The 17057-nt window shown below is 33.5% G+C and carries 16 protein-coding genes; 2 read left to right on the forward strand and 14 right to left on the reverse strand.

Annotated elements, in window-relative coordinates:
- Positions 1–110: 110 nt before the first annotated feature.
- The 14 genes from nusB to SOY52_RS05665 form a co-directional block, all read right to left on the reverse strand.
- Positions 111–557 (reverse strand): transcription antitermination factor NusB, encoded by a 447-nt coding sequence (gene nusB, locus SOY52_RS05600; RefSeq protein ID WP_320847987.1) that lies wholly within the window; start codon positions 555–557, stop codon positions 111–113.
- 5 nt (positions 558–562) lie between these two features.
- Positions 563–1579 carry a peptidylprolyl isomerase gene (locus SOY52_RS05605; RefSeq protein ID WP_320847988.1) on the reverse strand — a complete coding sequence of 339 codons (1017 nt, stop codon included), beginning with the start codon at positions 1577–1579 and terminating at the stop codon, positions 563–565.
- Positions 1579–2004 (reverse strand): hypothetical protein, encoded by a 426-nt coding sequence (locus tag SOY52_RS05610; RefSeq protein ID WP_320847989.1) that lies wholly within the window; start codon positions 2002–2004, stop codon positions 1579–1581. The genes SOY52_RS05605 and SOY52_RS05610 overlap by 1 nt, the downstream gene beginning before the upstream one ends.
- An 86-nt stretch (positions 2005–2090) precedes the next feature.
- A complete protein-coding gene (gene secG, locus SOY52_RS05615; protein ID WP_414429590.1) occupies positions 2091–2369 on the reverse strand; it encodes a preprotein translocase subunit SecG in 279 nt (92 codons plus the stop codon).
- A gap of 46 nt (positions 2370–2415) precedes the next feature.
- The gene (tpiA, locus tag SOY52_RS05620; RefSeq protein ID WP_320847990.1) at positions 2416–3174 is read right to left on the reverse strand and encodes a triose-phosphate isomerase; all 759 of its coding nucleotides are present in this window, start codon (positions 3172–3174) and stop codon (positions 2416–2418) included.
- Position 3175: 1 nt separating this feature from the next.
- Complete coding sequence (locus SOY52_RS05625) at positions 3176–4354, reverse strand: phosphoglycerate kinase (RefSeq protein ID WP_320847991.1); 1179 nt, start codon at positions 4352–4354, stop codon at positions 3176–3178.
- Between the two features lie 88 nt (positions 4355–4442).
- Positions 4443–5450, reverse strand: a complete 1008-nt coding sequence (gene gap / locus SOY52_RS05630) for a type I glyceraldehyde-3-phosphate dehydrogenase (protein WP_320847992.1) — start codon at positions 5448–5450, stop codon at positions 4443–4445.
- A 98-nt stretch (positions 5451–5548) separates the two neighbouring features.
- A complete protein-coding gene (gene ybeY / locus SOY52_RS05635; RefSeq protein WP_320847993.1) occupies positions 5549–5995 on the reverse strand; it encodes an rRNA maturation RNase YbeY in 447 nt (148 codons plus the stop codon).
- Positions 5995–8220, reverse strand: a complete 2226-nt coding sequence (locus SOY52_RS05640; RefSeq protein WP_320847994.1) for an HDIG domain-containing metalloprotein — start codon at positions 8218–8220, stop codon at positions 5995–5997. The genes ybeY and SOY52_RS05640 overlap by 1 nt, the downstream gene beginning before the upstream one ends.
- On the reverse strand, positions 8201–9133 hold the full coding sequence (locus SOY52_RS05645; RefSeq protein ID WP_320847995.1) for a PhoH family protein: 933 nt from the start codon (positions 9131–9133) through the stop codon (positions 8201–8203). Before SOY52_RS05645 ends, SOY52_RS05640 begins: the two co-directional genes overlap by 20 nt.
- The gene (locus SOY52_RS05650; protein WP_320847996.1) at positions 9133–12183 is read right to left on the reverse strand and encodes a hypothetical protein; all 3051 of its coding nucleotides are present in this window, start codon (positions 12181–12183) and stop codon (positions 9133–9135) included. The genes SOY52_RS05645 and SOY52_RS05650 overlap by 1 nt, the downstream gene beginning before the upstream one ends.
- Positions 12176–14998 carry an excinuclease ABC subunit UvrA gene (gene uvrA / locus SOY52_RS05655; protein ID WP_320847997.1) on the reverse strand — a complete coding sequence of 941 codons (2823 nt, stop codon included), beginning with the start codon at positions 14996–14998 and terminating at the stop codon, positions 12176–12178. Before uvrA ends, SOY52_RS05650 begins: the two co-directional genes overlap by 8 nt.
- Positions 14995–16035: a flavodoxin-dependent (E)-4-hydroxy-3-methylbut-2-enyl-diphosphate synthase gene (gene ispG / locus SOY52_RS05660; RefSeq protein WP_320847998.1), complete on the reverse strand. Its 1041-nt coding sequence runs from the start codon at positions 16033–16035 to the stop codon at positions 14995–14997. Before ispG ends, uvrA begins: the two co-directional genes overlap by 4 nt.
- Before the next feature lie 2 nt (positions 16036–16037).
- Positions 16038–16346 carry a hypothetical protein gene (locus SOY52_RS05665; RefSeq protein WP_320847999.1) on the reverse strand — a complete coding sequence of 103 codons (309 nt, stop codon included), beginning with the start codon at positions 16344–16346 and terminating at the stop codon, positions 16038–16040.
- A gap of 132 nt (positions 16347–16478) precedes the next feature.
- Here SOY52_RS05665 and SOY52_RS05670 point away from each other — a divergent pair, with 132 nt between their 5' ends.
- Together SOY52_RS05670 and SOY52_RS05675 are read left to right on the forward strand one after the other, a co-directional pair.
- Complete coding sequence (locus SOY52_RS05670) at positions 16479–16844, forward strand: GntR family transcriptional regulator (RefSeq protein ID WP_320848000.1); 366 nt, start codon at positions 16479–16481, stop codon at positions 16842–16844.
- A partial coding sequence (locus tag SOY52_RS05675) for an ATP-binding cassette domain-containing protein (RefSeq protein ID WP_320848001.1) occupies positions 16841–17057 on the forward strand: 217 nt, incomplete at its 3' end. The genes SOY52_RS05670 and SOY52_RS05675, both read left to right, overlap by 4 nt.

Consider the following 17057-nt stretch of genomic DNA (forward strand, 5'->3'; position numbering starts at 1 on the left):
CCATGTTGAAACACCTTCTTTAATAATATCTTCAAGCTTAAGCAAACATTCAGCAAGAATTTTACCACTTCTTTTAATACCTTCAATTTCATGAGGTCTCTTAAGCTGAATCATCTGTTTATCTCCTTCTTGCTGATATTATCAAGCATACCGTTGATAAACTTGTAAGTTACATCAGTACTCATTTCCTGAGAAAGCTTAACAGCTTCATTGATAACGATAGAAGGATGTAAATCTTTTTCATATAAAAGAGCAAATACACTTATTCTTAAGATATTTCTATCAACATAGTTAATCTTATCAAGAGGACGATTAATTGAGTATTTACTAATAATTTCATCAATCTCTGTAAGGTGTGATAAAACACCAGAAATAAGGTATCTAGCATAGAAAAGAACATCTTCAGGAAGTTCTTTCATCTCCTCATCATTTTTTCCTGGTAGGTTAGTTAAATCAGGATAAGATGTAATTTGATCATTAAAATCAAGAGCATAGAGAGTCTCTACTGCGAGCTCTCTAGCTTCATGTCTGTCTTCGAATTTATTTTCTTTTTTCATATTTCTTATTTATAAAGAATTCTAATATTAGCTTCACTTCTTAAAGAAGCAATCATGTCATTAAGTGCTTCTGCCATTGCAACTTGGTAGTTTTGGTATGCAAGACCTTCAGTGATATAATCTCTTACAGTATAGTTCTGTGAAGGATCGATTCTATCATCAAGAGTGAGCATCTTAGCATCATTGTGGCTAATTACCTTTACAATGTGATAACCAGTATTACTTTCTAAGAATGTAGGAACACCAATTTCAAGTGAAAGAGCTTCGTCAACGAAGTCATCACCCCACCCTGCTCTTACTGTAGCATTATCACTTGTTAAATAGCCCATAACACCACCTGTAGCAATACTATCTTTATCTTCAGTATATTTAGCTACAGCAGCTTCAAATGTCATCTTACCACTCTTAATTTGGCCAGCTACATCAGTTAATAGATTTTTGTTAGCATTATCTTTTGTGCTATCACCAGTTTTTGCAATATATACGTGTGCAAAATAAACATTTTCAGCTTGAGTGAAGCTTGTTCTATTTCTTCTATAGTAAGTATTGATTTCTGTTTCTGTAGGATTATAGTTCTTGCTGTTTAATTCATCACCCTTAACTTTAGTAAGATAAGCCTGTACGATGTAGTTCTGAGCAAGGTACTCTTTATAAGCTTCAATTGAACCATATTGTTCAATTGCTAAATTATCAAATTCTTCCTGAGTTAAGCTAACACCATTAGATTGCTCAATTTGTGTTTTCATCTGTGAGTATAAAGCATTCTTCTGGCTATCATTAACTGTGATACCATCACGTTCTGCACCCTGTAAGAATACTTCATCATTAATCATGATATTTAATACATCTAATGCTTGGTCTTGAGTTGCACCAAGTTCTGCAATTTTCTTATTTAAATCTTCAACAGTAATTCTTGTGTTTCTGATCAAGTTAACTGTTGCTGCAGGAGAAGATGAGAGTGATGCAGCAAATAATGTTGTTGAAATAGCAACTAGTAAAATAAGTGTAATAATTTTTTTCATTAGAAATTCCTTTCTATATTAAGTCTTTTTCCTAAGGCATATGCACTCTGAGAATTCTTAAATACTTCAGAATATTTTAAATACATACCTTCTTCTTCCATTACCTTCATTAAAGTTGAAAGTGTCTTTTGACTTCGAATTCCACCCTTAGTTACAAATGCAAAGCAGCGTTTTCCAGATATTTGTCCACAGCGCTTTAAATATGAAGCAATAACTTCAGGAATTTTTCCTCCAAAAGTTGTAGTTGCACTGCTACCAATAATTACGTAGTCAAAAAAAGTTAATTTTTTATCACTATCAGTATAAGCATTATAAATTTCAACGCTGTGACCTTGGCTTTCTAGTCCCTTACTTAAAGCCTTAGCAACCTCTAAAAGAGCTTTATCATCCTTTGTTTTACCACCAATGACAATACATGCTTGCATAATAACCTCCATCAATGAGTAATTATATAAAGCTAAAAAACCGACCTCAAGATAGCCTTGGGTCGGCTTTAATGATTATTTAATAATCAGTTCTGGGCTGCAGTATCTTGATACCATGTGCTGTTAGAACTTGCTGCTGCATCAAGAATAGAAGAGCTACTGTTACTGCTCTTTGCAACGAAAGCAACAAGAAGTGCTAAAACCATGAAAGCTACTGCAAGAATGGTCGTGACTTTGTTGATAAACTTCGAAGAACCACTTCCAAATGTTGAATCAGAAGAACCACCAAATACACCGCTTAGACCGGATGATTCATCCTGAATAGCAATCAGGAAGATAAGAGCTAATGCGACAAGTACGAACAATACCAGTAAAATAATACCTAAAACACCCATATTTTCACTCCAGAGTTTACTTATTGAATGTGATGATAGGAAGGAACTTCTCAACAGAGAGTGATGCACCACCAACTAAAGCTCCATCGATATTTTCCTTAGCCATTAATGCCTTTACATTAGAAGCATTAACAGAACCACCATACTGTATAATTAGATTTTCTGCAATAGCAGAATCATACATTTTTTCAACAAAACTTCTGATAAACTGGTGAGCAGCGTCTGCATCCTCAGGTGTAGCAGTCTTTCCTGTACCAATTGCCCATACTGGTTCGTATGCAATTGTGATGTGGCTCATTTCTTCAGGCTTAACATCTTTAAGACCACCAGAGAGCTGGGTTGAAAGAACTTCTTCAAGTTTTCCACCTTCTCTTTCAGCAAGTGTTTCACCAACACAGAGAACTACATCCATACCCTCTTTAATAGCAAGTAATACTTTACCATTAATAAAACTGTCTGTTTCACCGTAATAGCTTCTTCTTTCACTGTGACCAAGAATAACAGTGTTAACACCAAGATCCTTGAGCATAGCTGGAGCAACTTCACCTGTGTAAGCACCAGAAGTATGGTCAGCCATATTCTGAGAAGCAACAATAATGTTACTGCCTTTTAAAGCTTCTACAACTGCAGGAATTGTAACAAATGGTGGAGCTACCATCATTTTTACATCTGCACCAGCTTTCTCTGCTGCTGCTCTTAATTCAAGAGCAAAAGCTTTACCTGCGGAAGGTGTCATGTTCATCTTCCAGTTTCCAGCAATATATGGTTTTCTCATCTTATTTCTCCAAAGCCTTAATACCAGGAAGAGTCTTACCCTCGAGGAATTCAAGAGAAGCACCACCACCAGTTGAAACGTGGCTAATCTTATCTGCAAGACCAAACTTATTGATAGCTGCTACAGAGTCACCACCACCTACTACGCTAGTTGCATCGCTTTCTGCGAGTGCTTTAGCTACTTCGCCAGTACCCTTGCTGAATGCTTCAAATTCAAAAACACCCATTGGACCGTTCCATACTACACTCTTAGCCTTCTTAATCTCTTCAACGATTAATGCAACTGTCTTAGGACCGATATCCATTCCCATTAAATCACTTGGGATATTAACATCATCAACTGCTACAGGAGTAGCTGTTTCGCTGAATTCTGCAGCACAAACATGGTCAACAGGTAAAATAACCTTTACACCCTTCTCTGCTGCTTTAGCAAGGAATGCTTTAGCTGTTTCAATGTAATCAGCTTCAAAGAGAGATTTACCAATTTCTTTACCGAGTACACTTAAGAATGTGTAAGCCATACCACCACCAATTACGATAGTATCACATGTCTTAACAAGTGACTCAAGAACTGTAATCTTACTTGAAACCTTTGAACCACCAATTACAGCAACAAATGGCTTTTCTGGGTTCTCAAGAAGAGGAGCCATGAACTTAACTTCTTTTTCAATTAAGAAGCCAGCATAGCTTGGGAGGTAGTGTGCAACACCTTCTGTTGAAGCGTGTGCTCTGTGAGCTGTACCAAATGCATCGTTACAGTAAATATCGCCATAAGATGCAAGAGTCTTTGCAAATTCAGGATCGTTAGCTTCCTCTTCTTTATAGAATCTTACGTTTTCAAGTAAGAGGACTTCACCTGGCTTTAAAGCTTTAACTTCAGCTTCTACTTCTGGACCAATTACATCGCTAGCAAGCTTAACTGGGCGACCAAGAAGTGCTTCAAACTCTTTTGCGATTGGAGCCATTGAGAAATCAGGATTCTTCTGTCCTTTTGGTCTACCAAAGTGTGACATTACAACAACTGATGCACCTTCATCGAGGATGTATTTGATTGTTGGGAGTGCTGCCTTAATTCTTGTAGCATCTTTTACTACACCTTCCTTTACAGGAACGTTAAAGTCAACACGAATAACTACTCTTTTGCCTTTTAAATCAGCTTCTTTAATTGTGTTAAGTACCATAATATTAATCCTTTTATAAAAAGTATGGCCTGCGTTTGCAGGCCATGATAACGCTCGGCCTAGTAGCCGGGAGAGATCAAAGGTTTAATTAACCGTTGACCTTCTTCATGTGAGCAATGAGGTCGAGAACCTTATTTGAGTAACCAATCTCGTTGTCGTACCAAGAAACTAGCTTAACGAAAGTATCTGTGAGAGCGATACCTGCTTTAGCATCGAAGATAGATGTTCTTGTGTCACCGAGGAAGTCTGAAGATACAACTGCATCTTCTGTGTAACCGAGGATACCCTTGAGTTCGCCTTCACTTGCTTCCTTCATTGCAGCACAGATTTCTGCATACTTAGCTGGCTTAGCAAGGTTAACTGTGAGGTCAACAACAGAAACATCAAGAGTAGGAACTCTCATTGACATACCTGTGAGCTTACCGTTGAGTGATGGGATAACCTTACCAACTGCTTTAGCTGCACCTGTTGAAGATGGGATAATGTTACCAGCAGCTGCTCTACCACCTCTCCAGTCCTTCATTGATGGACCATCAACAGTCTTCTGTGTAGCTGTTGTTGAGTGTACAGTTGTCATGAGACCATCTACGATACCGAACTTATCGTTAAGAACTTTTGCGATAGGAGCGAGACAGTTAGTTGTACATGAAGCGTTAGATACAAACTGTGTGCCCTTAACATATGTGTCTTCGTTTACACCGCAAACAAACATTGGTGTGTCATCCTTTGAAGGAGCTGACATAACAACATATTTAGCACCAGCATTGATGTGTGCCTGAGCTTTTTCCTTTGTGAGGAATAAACCTGTTGATTCAACAACATATTCAGCACCGACCTGGTCCCAAGCGAGTTCGTTAGGATCTTTGCATGCTGTAACACGGATTGACTTACCGTTTACGATGAGCTTTGAGTTCTCAACATCAGCTTCGATTGTACCTTCGAACTGGCCATGCATTGTATCATACTTGAGCATGTATGCGAGGTAGTCAACTGGGCAAAGGTCATTGATGCCAACGATCTCTACATCTGGTCTGCTCATTGCTGCGCGGAATACGAAACGACCGATTCTACCAAATCCATTAATACCAACTTTCATGAAATATTTCTCCTTATGAGCTATTTTGTTCAATCGATAATAATATACCGATTAAATAAACGCTCGTCAATTGATTTACTTTATTATAGCTTCTAATTTTATTTGTTTAAATATTTATTTAGCATCTCTTCTTGCAAAATAAGCATTTCTTCTTTACTAAAATCATTAGTTTGATGATCATGGCCTGTTAAATGTAAAAGTCCATGAAGACAAAGTCTTAAAAGTTCCTCTCTTTCAGATGCAGAAAACTCTTGGGCATTTTCTTTCATGCGATCTAAATTAATAAAAACATCACCATACTCTTTTTCATCTGAAAAGCTAGGAAATTCCTCTCCATCATCTTGGCTAAATGTTAAGATATCTGTAACTTCATCTTTTGCTCTATAATCACGATTTAAAGCCTGAATTGCAATACTATCTACAAATGAAATTGAAAAACTTCCATTCATATTTAATTCTTTTTCGCCAAAGTTTAAAATGGAAGTAACAACATCCTCTGGAGCATCTTTTTTAAATTCTTCATCTTCGTAGTAAAGTTCAAACATTATTTATTATCATCCTTATTGTATTCAATTCTCTGGTGGTCACGACCAAATGCATCGTGAACAAATACTTTTTTAATCTTCTCTAAGTCTGTAAGAGTTAGATGGCTATCATTAAGCTGTCCAGCGTTAATCTTTGAATTAATGATACTGGTAGCTAACTTTTCATAGCGCTGTGTTGTTGGCTTTTTGATTGTTCTAGATGCAGCTTCGAAGCAGTCAGCAAGCATTACAATTGCAGCCTCTGGTGTTTGAGGAATATCTGAGTTGTATCTGAAATCTTCCTCATTAACAGTATATGGGACAGCAGAATTCTCAGCTTCCTTTAAGGCAAGGTTATAGAAGTAGGAAATAACATCATTACCATGGTGTTGATCGATAATATCAATAACTTCCTGAGGAAGTCCCATCTCCTTACCTTTTTCAACTCCACTTTTTACATGTGATTTAATAACAGCTGCTGAGAGAGTTACCTTCATATCATCATGAACATTCTTGTCTTTTTGGTTTTCAACGAAGTACTCTGGGTGATCACCTTTACCAATATCGTGGTAAAGACCACCTACTCTTGCAAGTTCACTGTTAACACCAATTTCTTTTGCGGCATGATAAGCCATATCAGAAACGTTGTTAACGTGGTTATATGTACCAACTGCTTGGCTTCTTAATCTTGATAAAACAGGAGTATCAGCAAGACATAGTTCATGTAATCTAAATACTGTTGGAATATTTAAAAAGTGCTCAAGTAGAGGAAGTACAATTGAAAGCACCATGTAGCTAATACAAACATTCATAATAATAACCAGTATTTCATTAAATAAATAAGCGTATGATGTATTAGATATAAAATGAAAAACTACTGTTACAAACATTGCTGCTACAGCACTGTAAAATGCTTGATAAATCATATCAAGTCTAGTTACCCCAAATCTTACAAATAAAAGTGAAATCTCAAGAACAAATATCATGTAGAAGAATCTAATCATATCTGTATCTGGTAAGAATGTTAGATAACAAATAAAGAGCATTCCAGCTGTAAATCCATATCTTTTTTTATTTGTAATATGAGTAAGTAATAGCGGTATGAATAAGAATGGAATTGCCTGTGTTGCATATTGGGTACTAAAGAAACGATAAATAAAATATGTACCAATAATACTTAATAGCAATCCTATTATGAAAATCATAATAATTTGAACAATTCTATAAGATCTATTAATCGAATAGAAGAAATAATATATCGCTGCAATTGTTACTACAATAAAAAATATAATTTGTCCTAAAATCTTAACCCAATTAACAGAAAGATTACTTGAATTAATACGATCAATTGTTCTTAATGCTTGATCTGTTACAATTGTATCTTTACGAATGATGTACTCACCTTCTGTGATTTGATGAGTAATTGTTTCAACATTTTCAGCAGCTTCATCACGCATTCTAGCTGTAGCAAGTGAGTCATATACAATATTATTTTCAACTGTATCTTTAACTCCATTAAAAATAAAACGAAGCATTTCAGGTGAAAATGAAATTGAGTATGTTTGAAGCCATATTAAAAATTGTTCATATAAGTTCTTTTCAGTAATAATAGATGAAGTACTTTTCACTTGGCTCTTTAATTCATAATCAGAATTAGATGGGTTAATACTTCTTATTTGTAAATATCCTTCATTTGATATTTCAGAAATATCATAGTAGCGATAAATACCAATATTCATCAAATATTGAACACAATCCTTTAGCAAAATTAGTGATTGGTTCTTTTCCTTTGTTGATAGAGCATCATATTGGTTATATAAAGAAAAATCACTAATTCCTTCTTTAATTAAGAAATCATATGTCTCAGCACTCCCAGCTTTTATCGCTTCAATTAAGTTTAAGCATCTATTTTCAACTAAACTTGTTTTACTTAATGAGTATGTAAAAATTGGAAGTACATCTTTTCTTGCAGCAATTTTAGCTTCTTGAGTAGCAACTTCATCAATAAAGGTCAGCGAAAATGGAGCTATTACATCTTCATCTGATAACTCACCCGCAACATATTGTTTTGTAGTAGTAATCTTGTTTAATGATTCAGTTGAAACAAGAAATGGAAGACTAATTCCAGAAATTATAAGTGCAATTAAAAGGATAACAAAGGTTACCTTTGTTTTAGAGCTTATTTTAGAATATTTTTCTCTACTTCCATCATTATCCATATTAATCTCACTTACCTTCTCTATCATAACAGGATATTATTTCTTTAACAATTCTACTTCTAATAATATCGTTTTTAGAAAACTCTGTTATTTTTAACCCTTCAATATCGTTTAATATTGATAGTGCATGAACAAGACCACTAGCAGTATTTTTAGGTAAATCAATTTGAGTTATATCTCCTGTAATAATTGCTTGGCTACTTTCACCTAAACGAGTTAAAAACATTTTCATTTGGCTTTTAGTAGTGTTTTGAGCTTCATCTAAAATTATTACTGCTTTATTAATACTTCTTCCTCTCATGTATGCAAGTGGAGAAATTTCTATTGCACCATTTTCCTCTAGTTTCTTTATTTGACTAGGAGTTAATAAATACTCCATTGAATCATATAGAGGCTTTAGATATGGATTAAGCTTTTGAGATAAATCACCTGGTAAAAAGCCTAGTGACTCACCTGCTTCAACAACAGGACGAGTAAGTACTAACTTCTGTTTCTTACCACTCAATAATTGGCTAAGTGCATGGGCAATAGCTAAAAATGTCTTTCCAGTACCTGCTGGTCCAACAGCAAAGTTAATTTGATTTGTATTTAATGCATCGATAAACTCTGCCTGTTTAGAGCTTTTAGGATAAACACTTTTGTTATTTACAATTATTGAACATTCCTTTTTAGAAAAAGGTTTATTTACTTCGAACTCACTATTAAAGAGCTGGTATTCCATGAATATCTCGCTTTCAGATAGTTCTTCCTTACGCTCTTTTGCAGTTTTAATTAATTTAGAAATAAATTCTTCAAAATAATCAGGACCATCGGCTGAAATACAGTTTCCTTTTACATATATTTCATTTGATAGCAATATCTCTAAATATTGAGTATTTCTATCATTTATCCCAAGAACCCATGACATTGTTTTACTATCATCAAAATATACACTTCTCATTATTTTTTACCATATACTGTTGTGGCTTGTGTCCACTCATTGCCACTTGTTTTCTTATAGTTCTCATCTACCTTCAAATCAGGTATTGTCTTCCATTTCAAAAAGATAGATACAGTTGGAACCCATTCATATCCGACCGAAGATGATACAATAGATGCTGAATATTTACAATAAAGATCCCAATCTGACATATAGTGAATTAGCTCAATACTTAGGCTATCCATATTAAAGCCTGTATTGTATCTTCCATTTGACAAAAAATCAAATGAATTTAATAAATCTTTATATAATAAAGAAAAATCAAGCTTATCATTATCATAGTACTTATAGAAAGAGTTATTTCTTGTAACTATTGAAAAATTAATAGCTAAAAATTCTTGAATCTTAAAGTTAAAGTTTAATGAAATAGAAAGGTTTGTAGCATAGATGTTATCAAATGCATAGTGAAATTTGCTATTTAAATTAACTTTAGTCAAAATTCTATTGTAGTATGCATACATAGTATTTGAATTTATCTCTGTTTGGATATCAAAACTTTCATTCTTAAATAATCCATTTGTCATTGAACCTGTATGAGTTAGCTTTAAGTATGGGGATACAAATGTAGCTGTTAATTCGTCAAATTTATTTGTTTCATATGTGTACTTCAGATACTCAGTTAATGAATATTTTTTATCTTCACTTCTTAATGATATTGAGGAATTAAGTGATAGAGGTTTTAAGAAATCATTTGGATCATAGTTTGCACTCTTGTAAGTTAAACTGAGCGAAGATGTAAAATACTTATATAAAGCACCAAAAGAAAACTTAATATCATCACTCTTGAATACGTTATTTTCTTCTTTAAAATTCCAAGATAATGAAAATGTTAATTGACTTACCTTATATGATAATCCAGCTGTAATAGATTGTGTTAGTGGTGGTAGAGTATACTTTAGTGAAGGAGAAAGTGTTCCACCTATGATATCATAAGATTTTGAAAATGAGAGTGAGTGGGACTTTACATTCTCCTTATCAAAGGAATAGATAGTTTCTTTCTTATTACTTGTGGTATCAGTAATTGTATTTTCTAACCTATAAAGATATGAATTAATATTGTAGCTTAATCCAAGCTTTGTAATATTAACTGTTGTATCACTACGAAGTGTAAAATTATCCTTCTTTTCATTTTTTGCTTCTTCCTTGAAGGAATATGAATATTCAGGTGAAATAACCTCTGTTAAACTAAAGTAATCAGATAAATTTCCTTGAAAAGTAATTTTTCCATTTAATTTATTTTGTAATACTTCATTTGTAAGTTTCTTATTATTTTTATCACTATCATAGCTATTATTTAATTCTTCATTAATTGAGTACTTTAATGAAATAGAGCTTACTTTGCTATTTCCACTACTCTTACTTTTTTCCTCATACATTGGAGAAAGTAAAGGGTCTGTAAGAATAAAATAATCAGAAAATGCTATCTCCTTTTTTTCACTATCCTCGTTTTTTTTATTATCACTTTTATATGAAAAAATAGTTCCTGAGATATTTGCATTTAGCTTTGGAAGGTAAACATCTTCTATTAAATATGTTTTTTCATAGGATGAATACGCATATTTTGCTTTTAAGGATAAGGAGGAAATTCTTGCACTATCAATAAACGATGGTAAATATTTCTTCGGCATTGATAGAGATGAATCTAAATATGCTTCATACGATGTTACATTAGATGACCCTGAAGGGAATTTTTGTTCTCCACCCAAGAAGCTATCAATTGAAAAGCTTGTAAGTCTTCCACTGTAATCACTATAGGAATATGGATCACTATAAAATGGAAAACTAGCTTTTAAATTTAAGTTTGATAAGTTAATGTCTAATTGATTATTAGAATAATATCTAATCTTTGGCTCTGATAAAGTAATACTATTAGAATAGGAAATTCCACTTTTAGATGATAATTTAAAATTATTACTCTTTAATAGTAAATCATACCCAGCATGTAATCCGTTTTTTTCATATGCATCTAACAGGAGTGTCAAATAGCTTCCACTCTTTTTAGCCCACTCTTGTATTGGACTTGGCTTAATATTACTAACATCATAGTATAAGCCATTAGAGATTAAATCTTTATCATCTCCACTTTTTAATAGAGATGCAAATGATGATTCTTCTGAGTTATTTTCAAAGTTTGGGTATGTTCCAAATACTTCAAATGTGGTGGACGCAAAAAGTCCTCTTGAGGAAGAAAATCCAAATGCTGGATTTATTGTTAATCTTGAACCAGGATAAAAGAAAAATGGTATATATAGTAGTGGAACTCTACCAATTTTCAGGTATGCATTTGATAAAAACATATCTCCACCATCTAAAATAGCAATTTCCTTTGCACTAATTGTTGATAGGGATTTGTCCTTATCAGTCGTAATATATCCATCTAAGAAGTAGAGACCAGAGTCTGTATTTCTATAGTTTAAAAGGGATGCTGAGGTATTAAATGTTATTTTTGTTTTCTCATTATTTGTTCTTTCACTTTGTGTTGATCCTCCTGTTACAACTAGGTCTCCATCGTTGTATGAGTAAGTAACAACATCTGCACTGATATCAGATAGTCCACTTTTACTATTTTTATCTTCAAATTTAACATTGCTATATGCACTAACACTTTTTACTGTGTTATCAACTATCATTTTATCAGCAGATAATATCTTCTCAGGATCATCACTGTTAAATGAAAATGAAACCTTTACATTTCCTTCTAATAAAACATTTTTGTTCTCTAGCAATGTCATTTTATCTGCAGAGAGAATATTCATACTATATTCTCCCTGAGATTTTTGTGAACTAGAATTTTCTTCTGTTACTAGGTTTTCACTATCTAATATTAACTTTTTAATTTCATCATCACTTTTTCCTTCAGTTTCCAAGTCTCTTAATAATGCCATCTGGATTAACTCATCATGAGTTGCACTTAAAACCGCATTGGAAGAAAGTGAGGAAGAATAAATATTAGAAATAAAAATAACTGCAAGAAGTATTACAGCCCAAATCCTATTAACAGCTCTATGCAAGATATCTCCTTAAGAATTGTCCAGTATAGCTTTTTTCAACCTTGGCAACTTCTTCAGGTGTTCCTGTTGCAATAATAGTTCCCCCCTCATCGCCACCTTCAGGTCCTAAATCAATAATGTAATCTGCACACTTAATTACATCCAAATTGTGCTCAATTAATATTACTGAATTTCCTTGGTCAACTAATGATTGAATTACTTCCATAAGCTTCTTAACATCAGCAAAGTGAAGACCTGTAGTAGGTTCATCAAGAACATATAAAGTCTTACCAGTACTTCTTTTACTAAGCTCTAAAGCTAATTTTACTCTCTGAGCCTCTCCTCCTGAGAGTGTTAAAGCACTTTGGCCTAAATGGATGTAATCAAGACCAACAGCCATTAGCGTTTCAAGTTTATTTTTTATTGCAGGAATTGCATTAAAAAATTCATAAGCTTCGCTTACTGTCATATCAAGAACATCAGAAATGTTTTTACCCTTATATTGAACTTGTAATGTTTCCTTATTATATCTCTTTCCATGACAAACATCACAAGGTACATAAACATCAGGAAGAAAATGCATTTCAATTTTTATAGTTCCATCACCTTGACAGTTTTCACATCTACCACCTGGAACGTTGAAACTAAATCTTCCACTTTTAAAGCCTCTTGCTTTCGATTCAGGAAGAGATGCAAATAAATCTCTAATAGATGTATATAGCCCGACGTAAGTCGCAGGGTTACTTCGAGGTGTTCGTCCAATTGGACTTTGATCAATGTTAATTACCTTATCGATATTTTCACATCCATCTAAAGATTGGCATCCTTCGATTGTTTTATCCTTCTTTTTATCAAGGTGTGCTTTAACACTAGGAATTAATAATTCATTAAGTAAAGTTGATTTACCACTACCTGAAACACCTGTGAGTATTACAAGCTCTCCAAGAGGAATCTCAGCAGTTATATTTTTTAAGTTATTTAAAGTACATCCTTTTAATACAAGCTTTTTACCACTACCCTTACGTCTTTTTTGAGGTACAGGTATTGTTAGCTTTTTAGCTAAAAATGCACCAGTAATACTTTTTTCGTTTTCCTCAATTTCTTTAGGAGTTCCTTGTGCTGTGATATAACCACCATGCTCACCTGCTCCAGGTCCTAAGTCAACTACATAATCAGCAGCTCTAATAGTATCCTCATCGTGTTCAACAACAATGACAGTATTACCTAAATCTTTTAGATTTTTTAAGGTTTGGATTAACTTATCATTATCTCTTTGATGAAGACCAATAGATGGTTCATCAAGTACATACAATACACCTGTTAATGCAGATCCAATTTGAGTTGCAAGTCTTATTCTTTGAGCTTCTCCACCAGAGAGTGTTGCGCTAGCTCTTGATAAGTTTAAATATCCAAGGCCTACGTTATTTAAAAAGTTTAATCGAGCATTTATTTCTTTTAATATTTCTCTAGATATTTGCTTCTCTGTTTCGGTTAATTTTAAGCTTTGGAAGAAATTAATTGAATCCTTAACACTTAAACTTGTTACCTGCCAAATGTTTTTACCACCAACTAACACACTTAAAGCTTCTTTTCTTAATCTTTGACCTTGGCAATCAGGACAAAGATGAGTTTCTCTAAGAGAATCTAGCCAAGAGCGTATATACATTGATTGAGTTTCAAAATATCTTCTTTCAAGTTCTTTTAGTATTCCAGGATACTGTTCTTTCATGTGGTATTTTGCTGTCTTTTTTCCGTTTTCATATTCAACGTCTAATAACTTACCACCACCATAAAGCAATACCTTTTTAGCATCTTGAGGCCAATCCTTTAGTGGGATGGCAAGATCAAAGTTATATGCTTTTGAAAGAGCCTTCATATAAGAGTCACTATAATTAGCACTAGGATTATGAGTAACAATACCACCCTCAAGATAACTTTTATCAGGGTCTGGAATTATTTTTTTAATATCAAAATCACTTTTAAGACCTAAGCCGTTACATGTTGGGCAAGCACCATATGGATTATTAAAAGAGAAAAATCTTGGTTCTATTTCAGGCACTGTAATACCACAATCTGGACAAGAGTTTTTCTCACTATACAGCTCTTTTTTACCCTCAGTTACATATTCGACTTCAACAAGGCCATCGGACATTTCAGTTGCATGTTCAATTGCATCAGCAAGTCTTGCTCGGTCTTCTTTTTTGTTAATAAGACGGTCAATGACAACAGAAATAGAGTGCTTAAATTGTTTATCTAAAGTTGGGACCTCTTCATCAAGCATAAACATCTTGCCATCAACAATACATCTTGTGTAGCCAGCTTGAAGCGCATCGTCAAATACCTTCTTAAACTCACCCTTTCGTCCCCTAGCTACAGGAGAAGCAACAATTAAGCGTCCACCTTCTTGATGAGAAAAGATAATATCGATAATTTGGTCGACAGACATTTCAGATATTTCTTTTCCACAAACTGGGCAGTGAACATGACCACATCGGGCCCAAAGAAGACGATAGTAATCGTAGATTTCAGTAATAGTACCTACAATAGATCTAGGATTTTTATGGGTTGATTTTTGCTCAATAGCAATTGCAGGGCTAAGGCCTTCAATACTATCTACATTTGGTTTATCTAAGCGACCTAAAAACTGTCTAGCATATGCTGATAGTGATTCAACATATCTTCTTTGCCCTTCAGCGAATATTGTATCAAATGCAAGAGATGATTTACCGGAACCCGATAAACCACTCATTACAATTAGAGAATTCTTAGGAAGCTCTAAATCTATATTTTTTAAATTATGTTGTTTAGCACCTTTAATTATTATTTTATCGTTCATAGCTCTTCAATAGTATCAAAAAGGGCTTTTTCAGCATCATCATTAGTGACCTTAGTTAAAAGCTCACCATTTTTATATATGAATGTGCTATTGCCAATGCCAGTTACTGCTACATCTGCATGTTTAGCTTCTCCTGGACCGTTTACTTGGCAGCCCATTATTGCAACTGTTATATCCTTATTTATTGCTAATAATCTATTTTCAACCTTACTTAAGAAACCTTGAGAATCAAAAGAGTGTCTACCACATCGTGGGCAAGATACAATTCTTATTCCTCCCTTTCTAAGTCCGATAGTTCTTAATATTTCTACAGCAGCTTGTACTTCAGTTTCGATACTTCCAGTAATTGATACTCTAATTGTATCACCTATATTTTCTTTCATTAAATTTCCAAGTGCCCAAGTAGAACGTATTGATGATGTAACAACACCACCTGCTTCAGTAACTCCTATGTGCAAAGGGTAATCAAGTTCTTTAGCTAGCTTTCTATTTGCAGATAAAGTTACTTCTGGATCTGATGCTTTTAATGAAATTACAGTATTTTCAAAGTTCCATGATTCAAACCATGATACATATTCACATGCAGTTTCACACATTAAAGAAGGAGTATCTAACCCTTTAATGTTTTTTGGTAAAGATCCACTGTTAAGACCAATACGAATTGCCGCATTGTGGTCCTTAGCTGCTTTTACAACTTCTTCAGTTTTCCATTTAGGTCCGATATTTCCTGGATTTATTCTAATCTTTGGAGCACCACATTCTAGTGCTTCAATTGCCATCTTATAGTCAAAATGGATATCAGCTACAATAGGAATTGGAGAAAGCTTGCAAATTTTGGTAAAGTTTTCTTTATCCTTTGATGATACATAGCTAAAACGAATAATATCGCAACCCATAGCTTGTAATAAAGAAATTCTTCTAATTACTTCATTTACATCCGTATCACAAATTTGACTGTCATACATTGTTTGAATTCTAATAGGATTATCTCCACCTATTCCTAGGTTATTAATATAAGCAGTTTTCTTACTAAACATAATTACTCCAACACATACTTTATTGCTTTTTTGCACTCTTTTGTAAGATATTTTTCACCAGGTAAAAAAAGTGCAAATTCATCTTTCTTTAATAATACAGCACCAATTGTGTCTCTACTTTGTTTTACTTCTCTCCAAGTAGTTGCTATTTTAAGGCTACCCTCTTTAACAATTATTAGTGTCGATCTCTTACTATCCGAGTAAAAAGCATTCATTTCTTCACATTCTTTGTAGAGATATTTCTCATAATTCTTCAAAGATGGAAGAATTGCTTCATATTCTTTTAATCTTTCAATCTTATCTATAACCATGTAGTGAATGATAGCATAATAAGAAATTATTATCCTTAGACTTTAAAAAAAAGTTTTAAATTTAATTGACAATTAAACTGTAGGTTACTATAGTGGTTAATTAGTTGAGTAACTAACCAAATAAGGAGGATTATGAACTATAAGTTTTCAAACGATAGACCAATATTTCTTCAGCTATCAGAGTATATCGAAGCTGATATATTATCTGGTGTTTTTGCAGAAGAATCTCCTTTACCATCTACCACAGAACTCTCAGTTGAATTAAAGCTTAATCCTGCAACAACACTTAAGGGAGTAAACATTCTTGTTGATCAAGGACTAGTTGAGAAGAAACGAGGAATTGGAATGTTTGTAGTAAAGGGATCAAGAGAGAAAATACTCAAAAAAAAGCGAGAAGCTTTTAATGATGAGTATTTATTACCACTAATTTCTATTGCCAAGAATCTTGGACTTAATAGAGATGATTTAATTAAAAGTATAATGGAGATTTATAAATGATTTTAAAACTTGAAAATATAACTAAAAAATATTCTAAAGTTACAGCCTTAGATAGTATTACAACTTCCTTTGAAACAGGACATATTTATGGTTTACTTGGTAGAAATGGCGCTGGAAAGAGTACAATGATTAAAATTATTACTGGTAAAATTTATCCAAATAAGGGAAAAATTCTTCTAGATAACTTAGACCCAACTATCAATGAAAGTGCAA

The organism is Bullifex sp., from assembly GCF_034103065.1.
Classification (GTDB): Bacteria; Spirochaetota; Spirochaetia; order Sphaerochaetales; family Sphaerochaetaceae; genus Bullifex.

Bases quoted from the DNA above. Each gene is read 5' to 3' on its own strand.
- tpiA (WP_320847990.1), bottom strand. From the start codon at position 3,174: ATGAGAAAACCATATATTGCTGGAAACTGGAAGATGAACATGACACCT.
- SOY52_RS05645 (WP_320847995.1), bottom strand. From the start codon at position 9,133: ATGAGAAGTGTATATTTTGATGATAGTAAAACAATGTCATGGGTTCTT.
- ispG (WP_320847998.1), bottom strand. From the start codon at position 16,035: ATGTTTAGTAAGAAAACTGCTTATATTAATAACCTAGGAATAGGTGGA.
- ybeY (WP_320847993.1), bottom strand. From the start codon at position 5,995: ATGTTTGAACTTTACTACGAAGATGAAGAATTTAAAAAAGATGCTCCA.
- SOY52_RS05640 (WP_320847994.1), bottom strand. From the start codon at position 8,220: ATGATAGAGAAGGTAAGTGAGATTAATATGGATAATGATGGAAGTAGA.
- SOY52_RS05610 (WP_320847989.1), bottom strand. From the start codon at position 2,004: ATGCAAGCATGTATTGTCATTGGTGGTAAAACAAAGGATGATAAAGCT.
- uvrA (WP_320847997.1), bottom strand. From the start codon at position 14,998: ATGAACGATAAAATAATAATTAAAGGTGCTAAACAACATAATTTAAAA.
- gap (WP_320847992.1), bottom strand. From the start codon at position 5,450: ATGAAAGTTGGTATTAATGGATTTGGTAGAATCGGTCGTTTCGTATTC.
- SOY52_RS05665 (WP_320847999.1), bottom strand. From the start codon at position 16,346: ATGGTTATAGATAAGATTGAAAGATTAAAAGAATATGAAGCAATTCTT.
- SOY52_RS05625 (WP_320847991.1), bottom strand. From the start codon at position 4,354: ATGGTACTTAACACAATTAAAGAAGCTGATTTAAAAGGCAAAAGAGTA.
- SOY52_RS05605 (WP_320847988.1), bottom strand. From the start codon at position 1,579: ATGAAAAAAATTATTACACTTATTTTACTAGTTGCTATTTCAACAACA.
- SOY52_RS05670 (WP_320848000.1), top strand. From the start codon at position 16,479: ATGAACTATAAGTTTTCAAACGATAGACCAATATTTCTTCAGCTATCA.
- nusB (WP_320847987.1), bottom strand. From the start codon at position 557: ATGAAAAAAGAAAATAAATTCGAAGACAGACATGAAGCTAGAGAGCTC.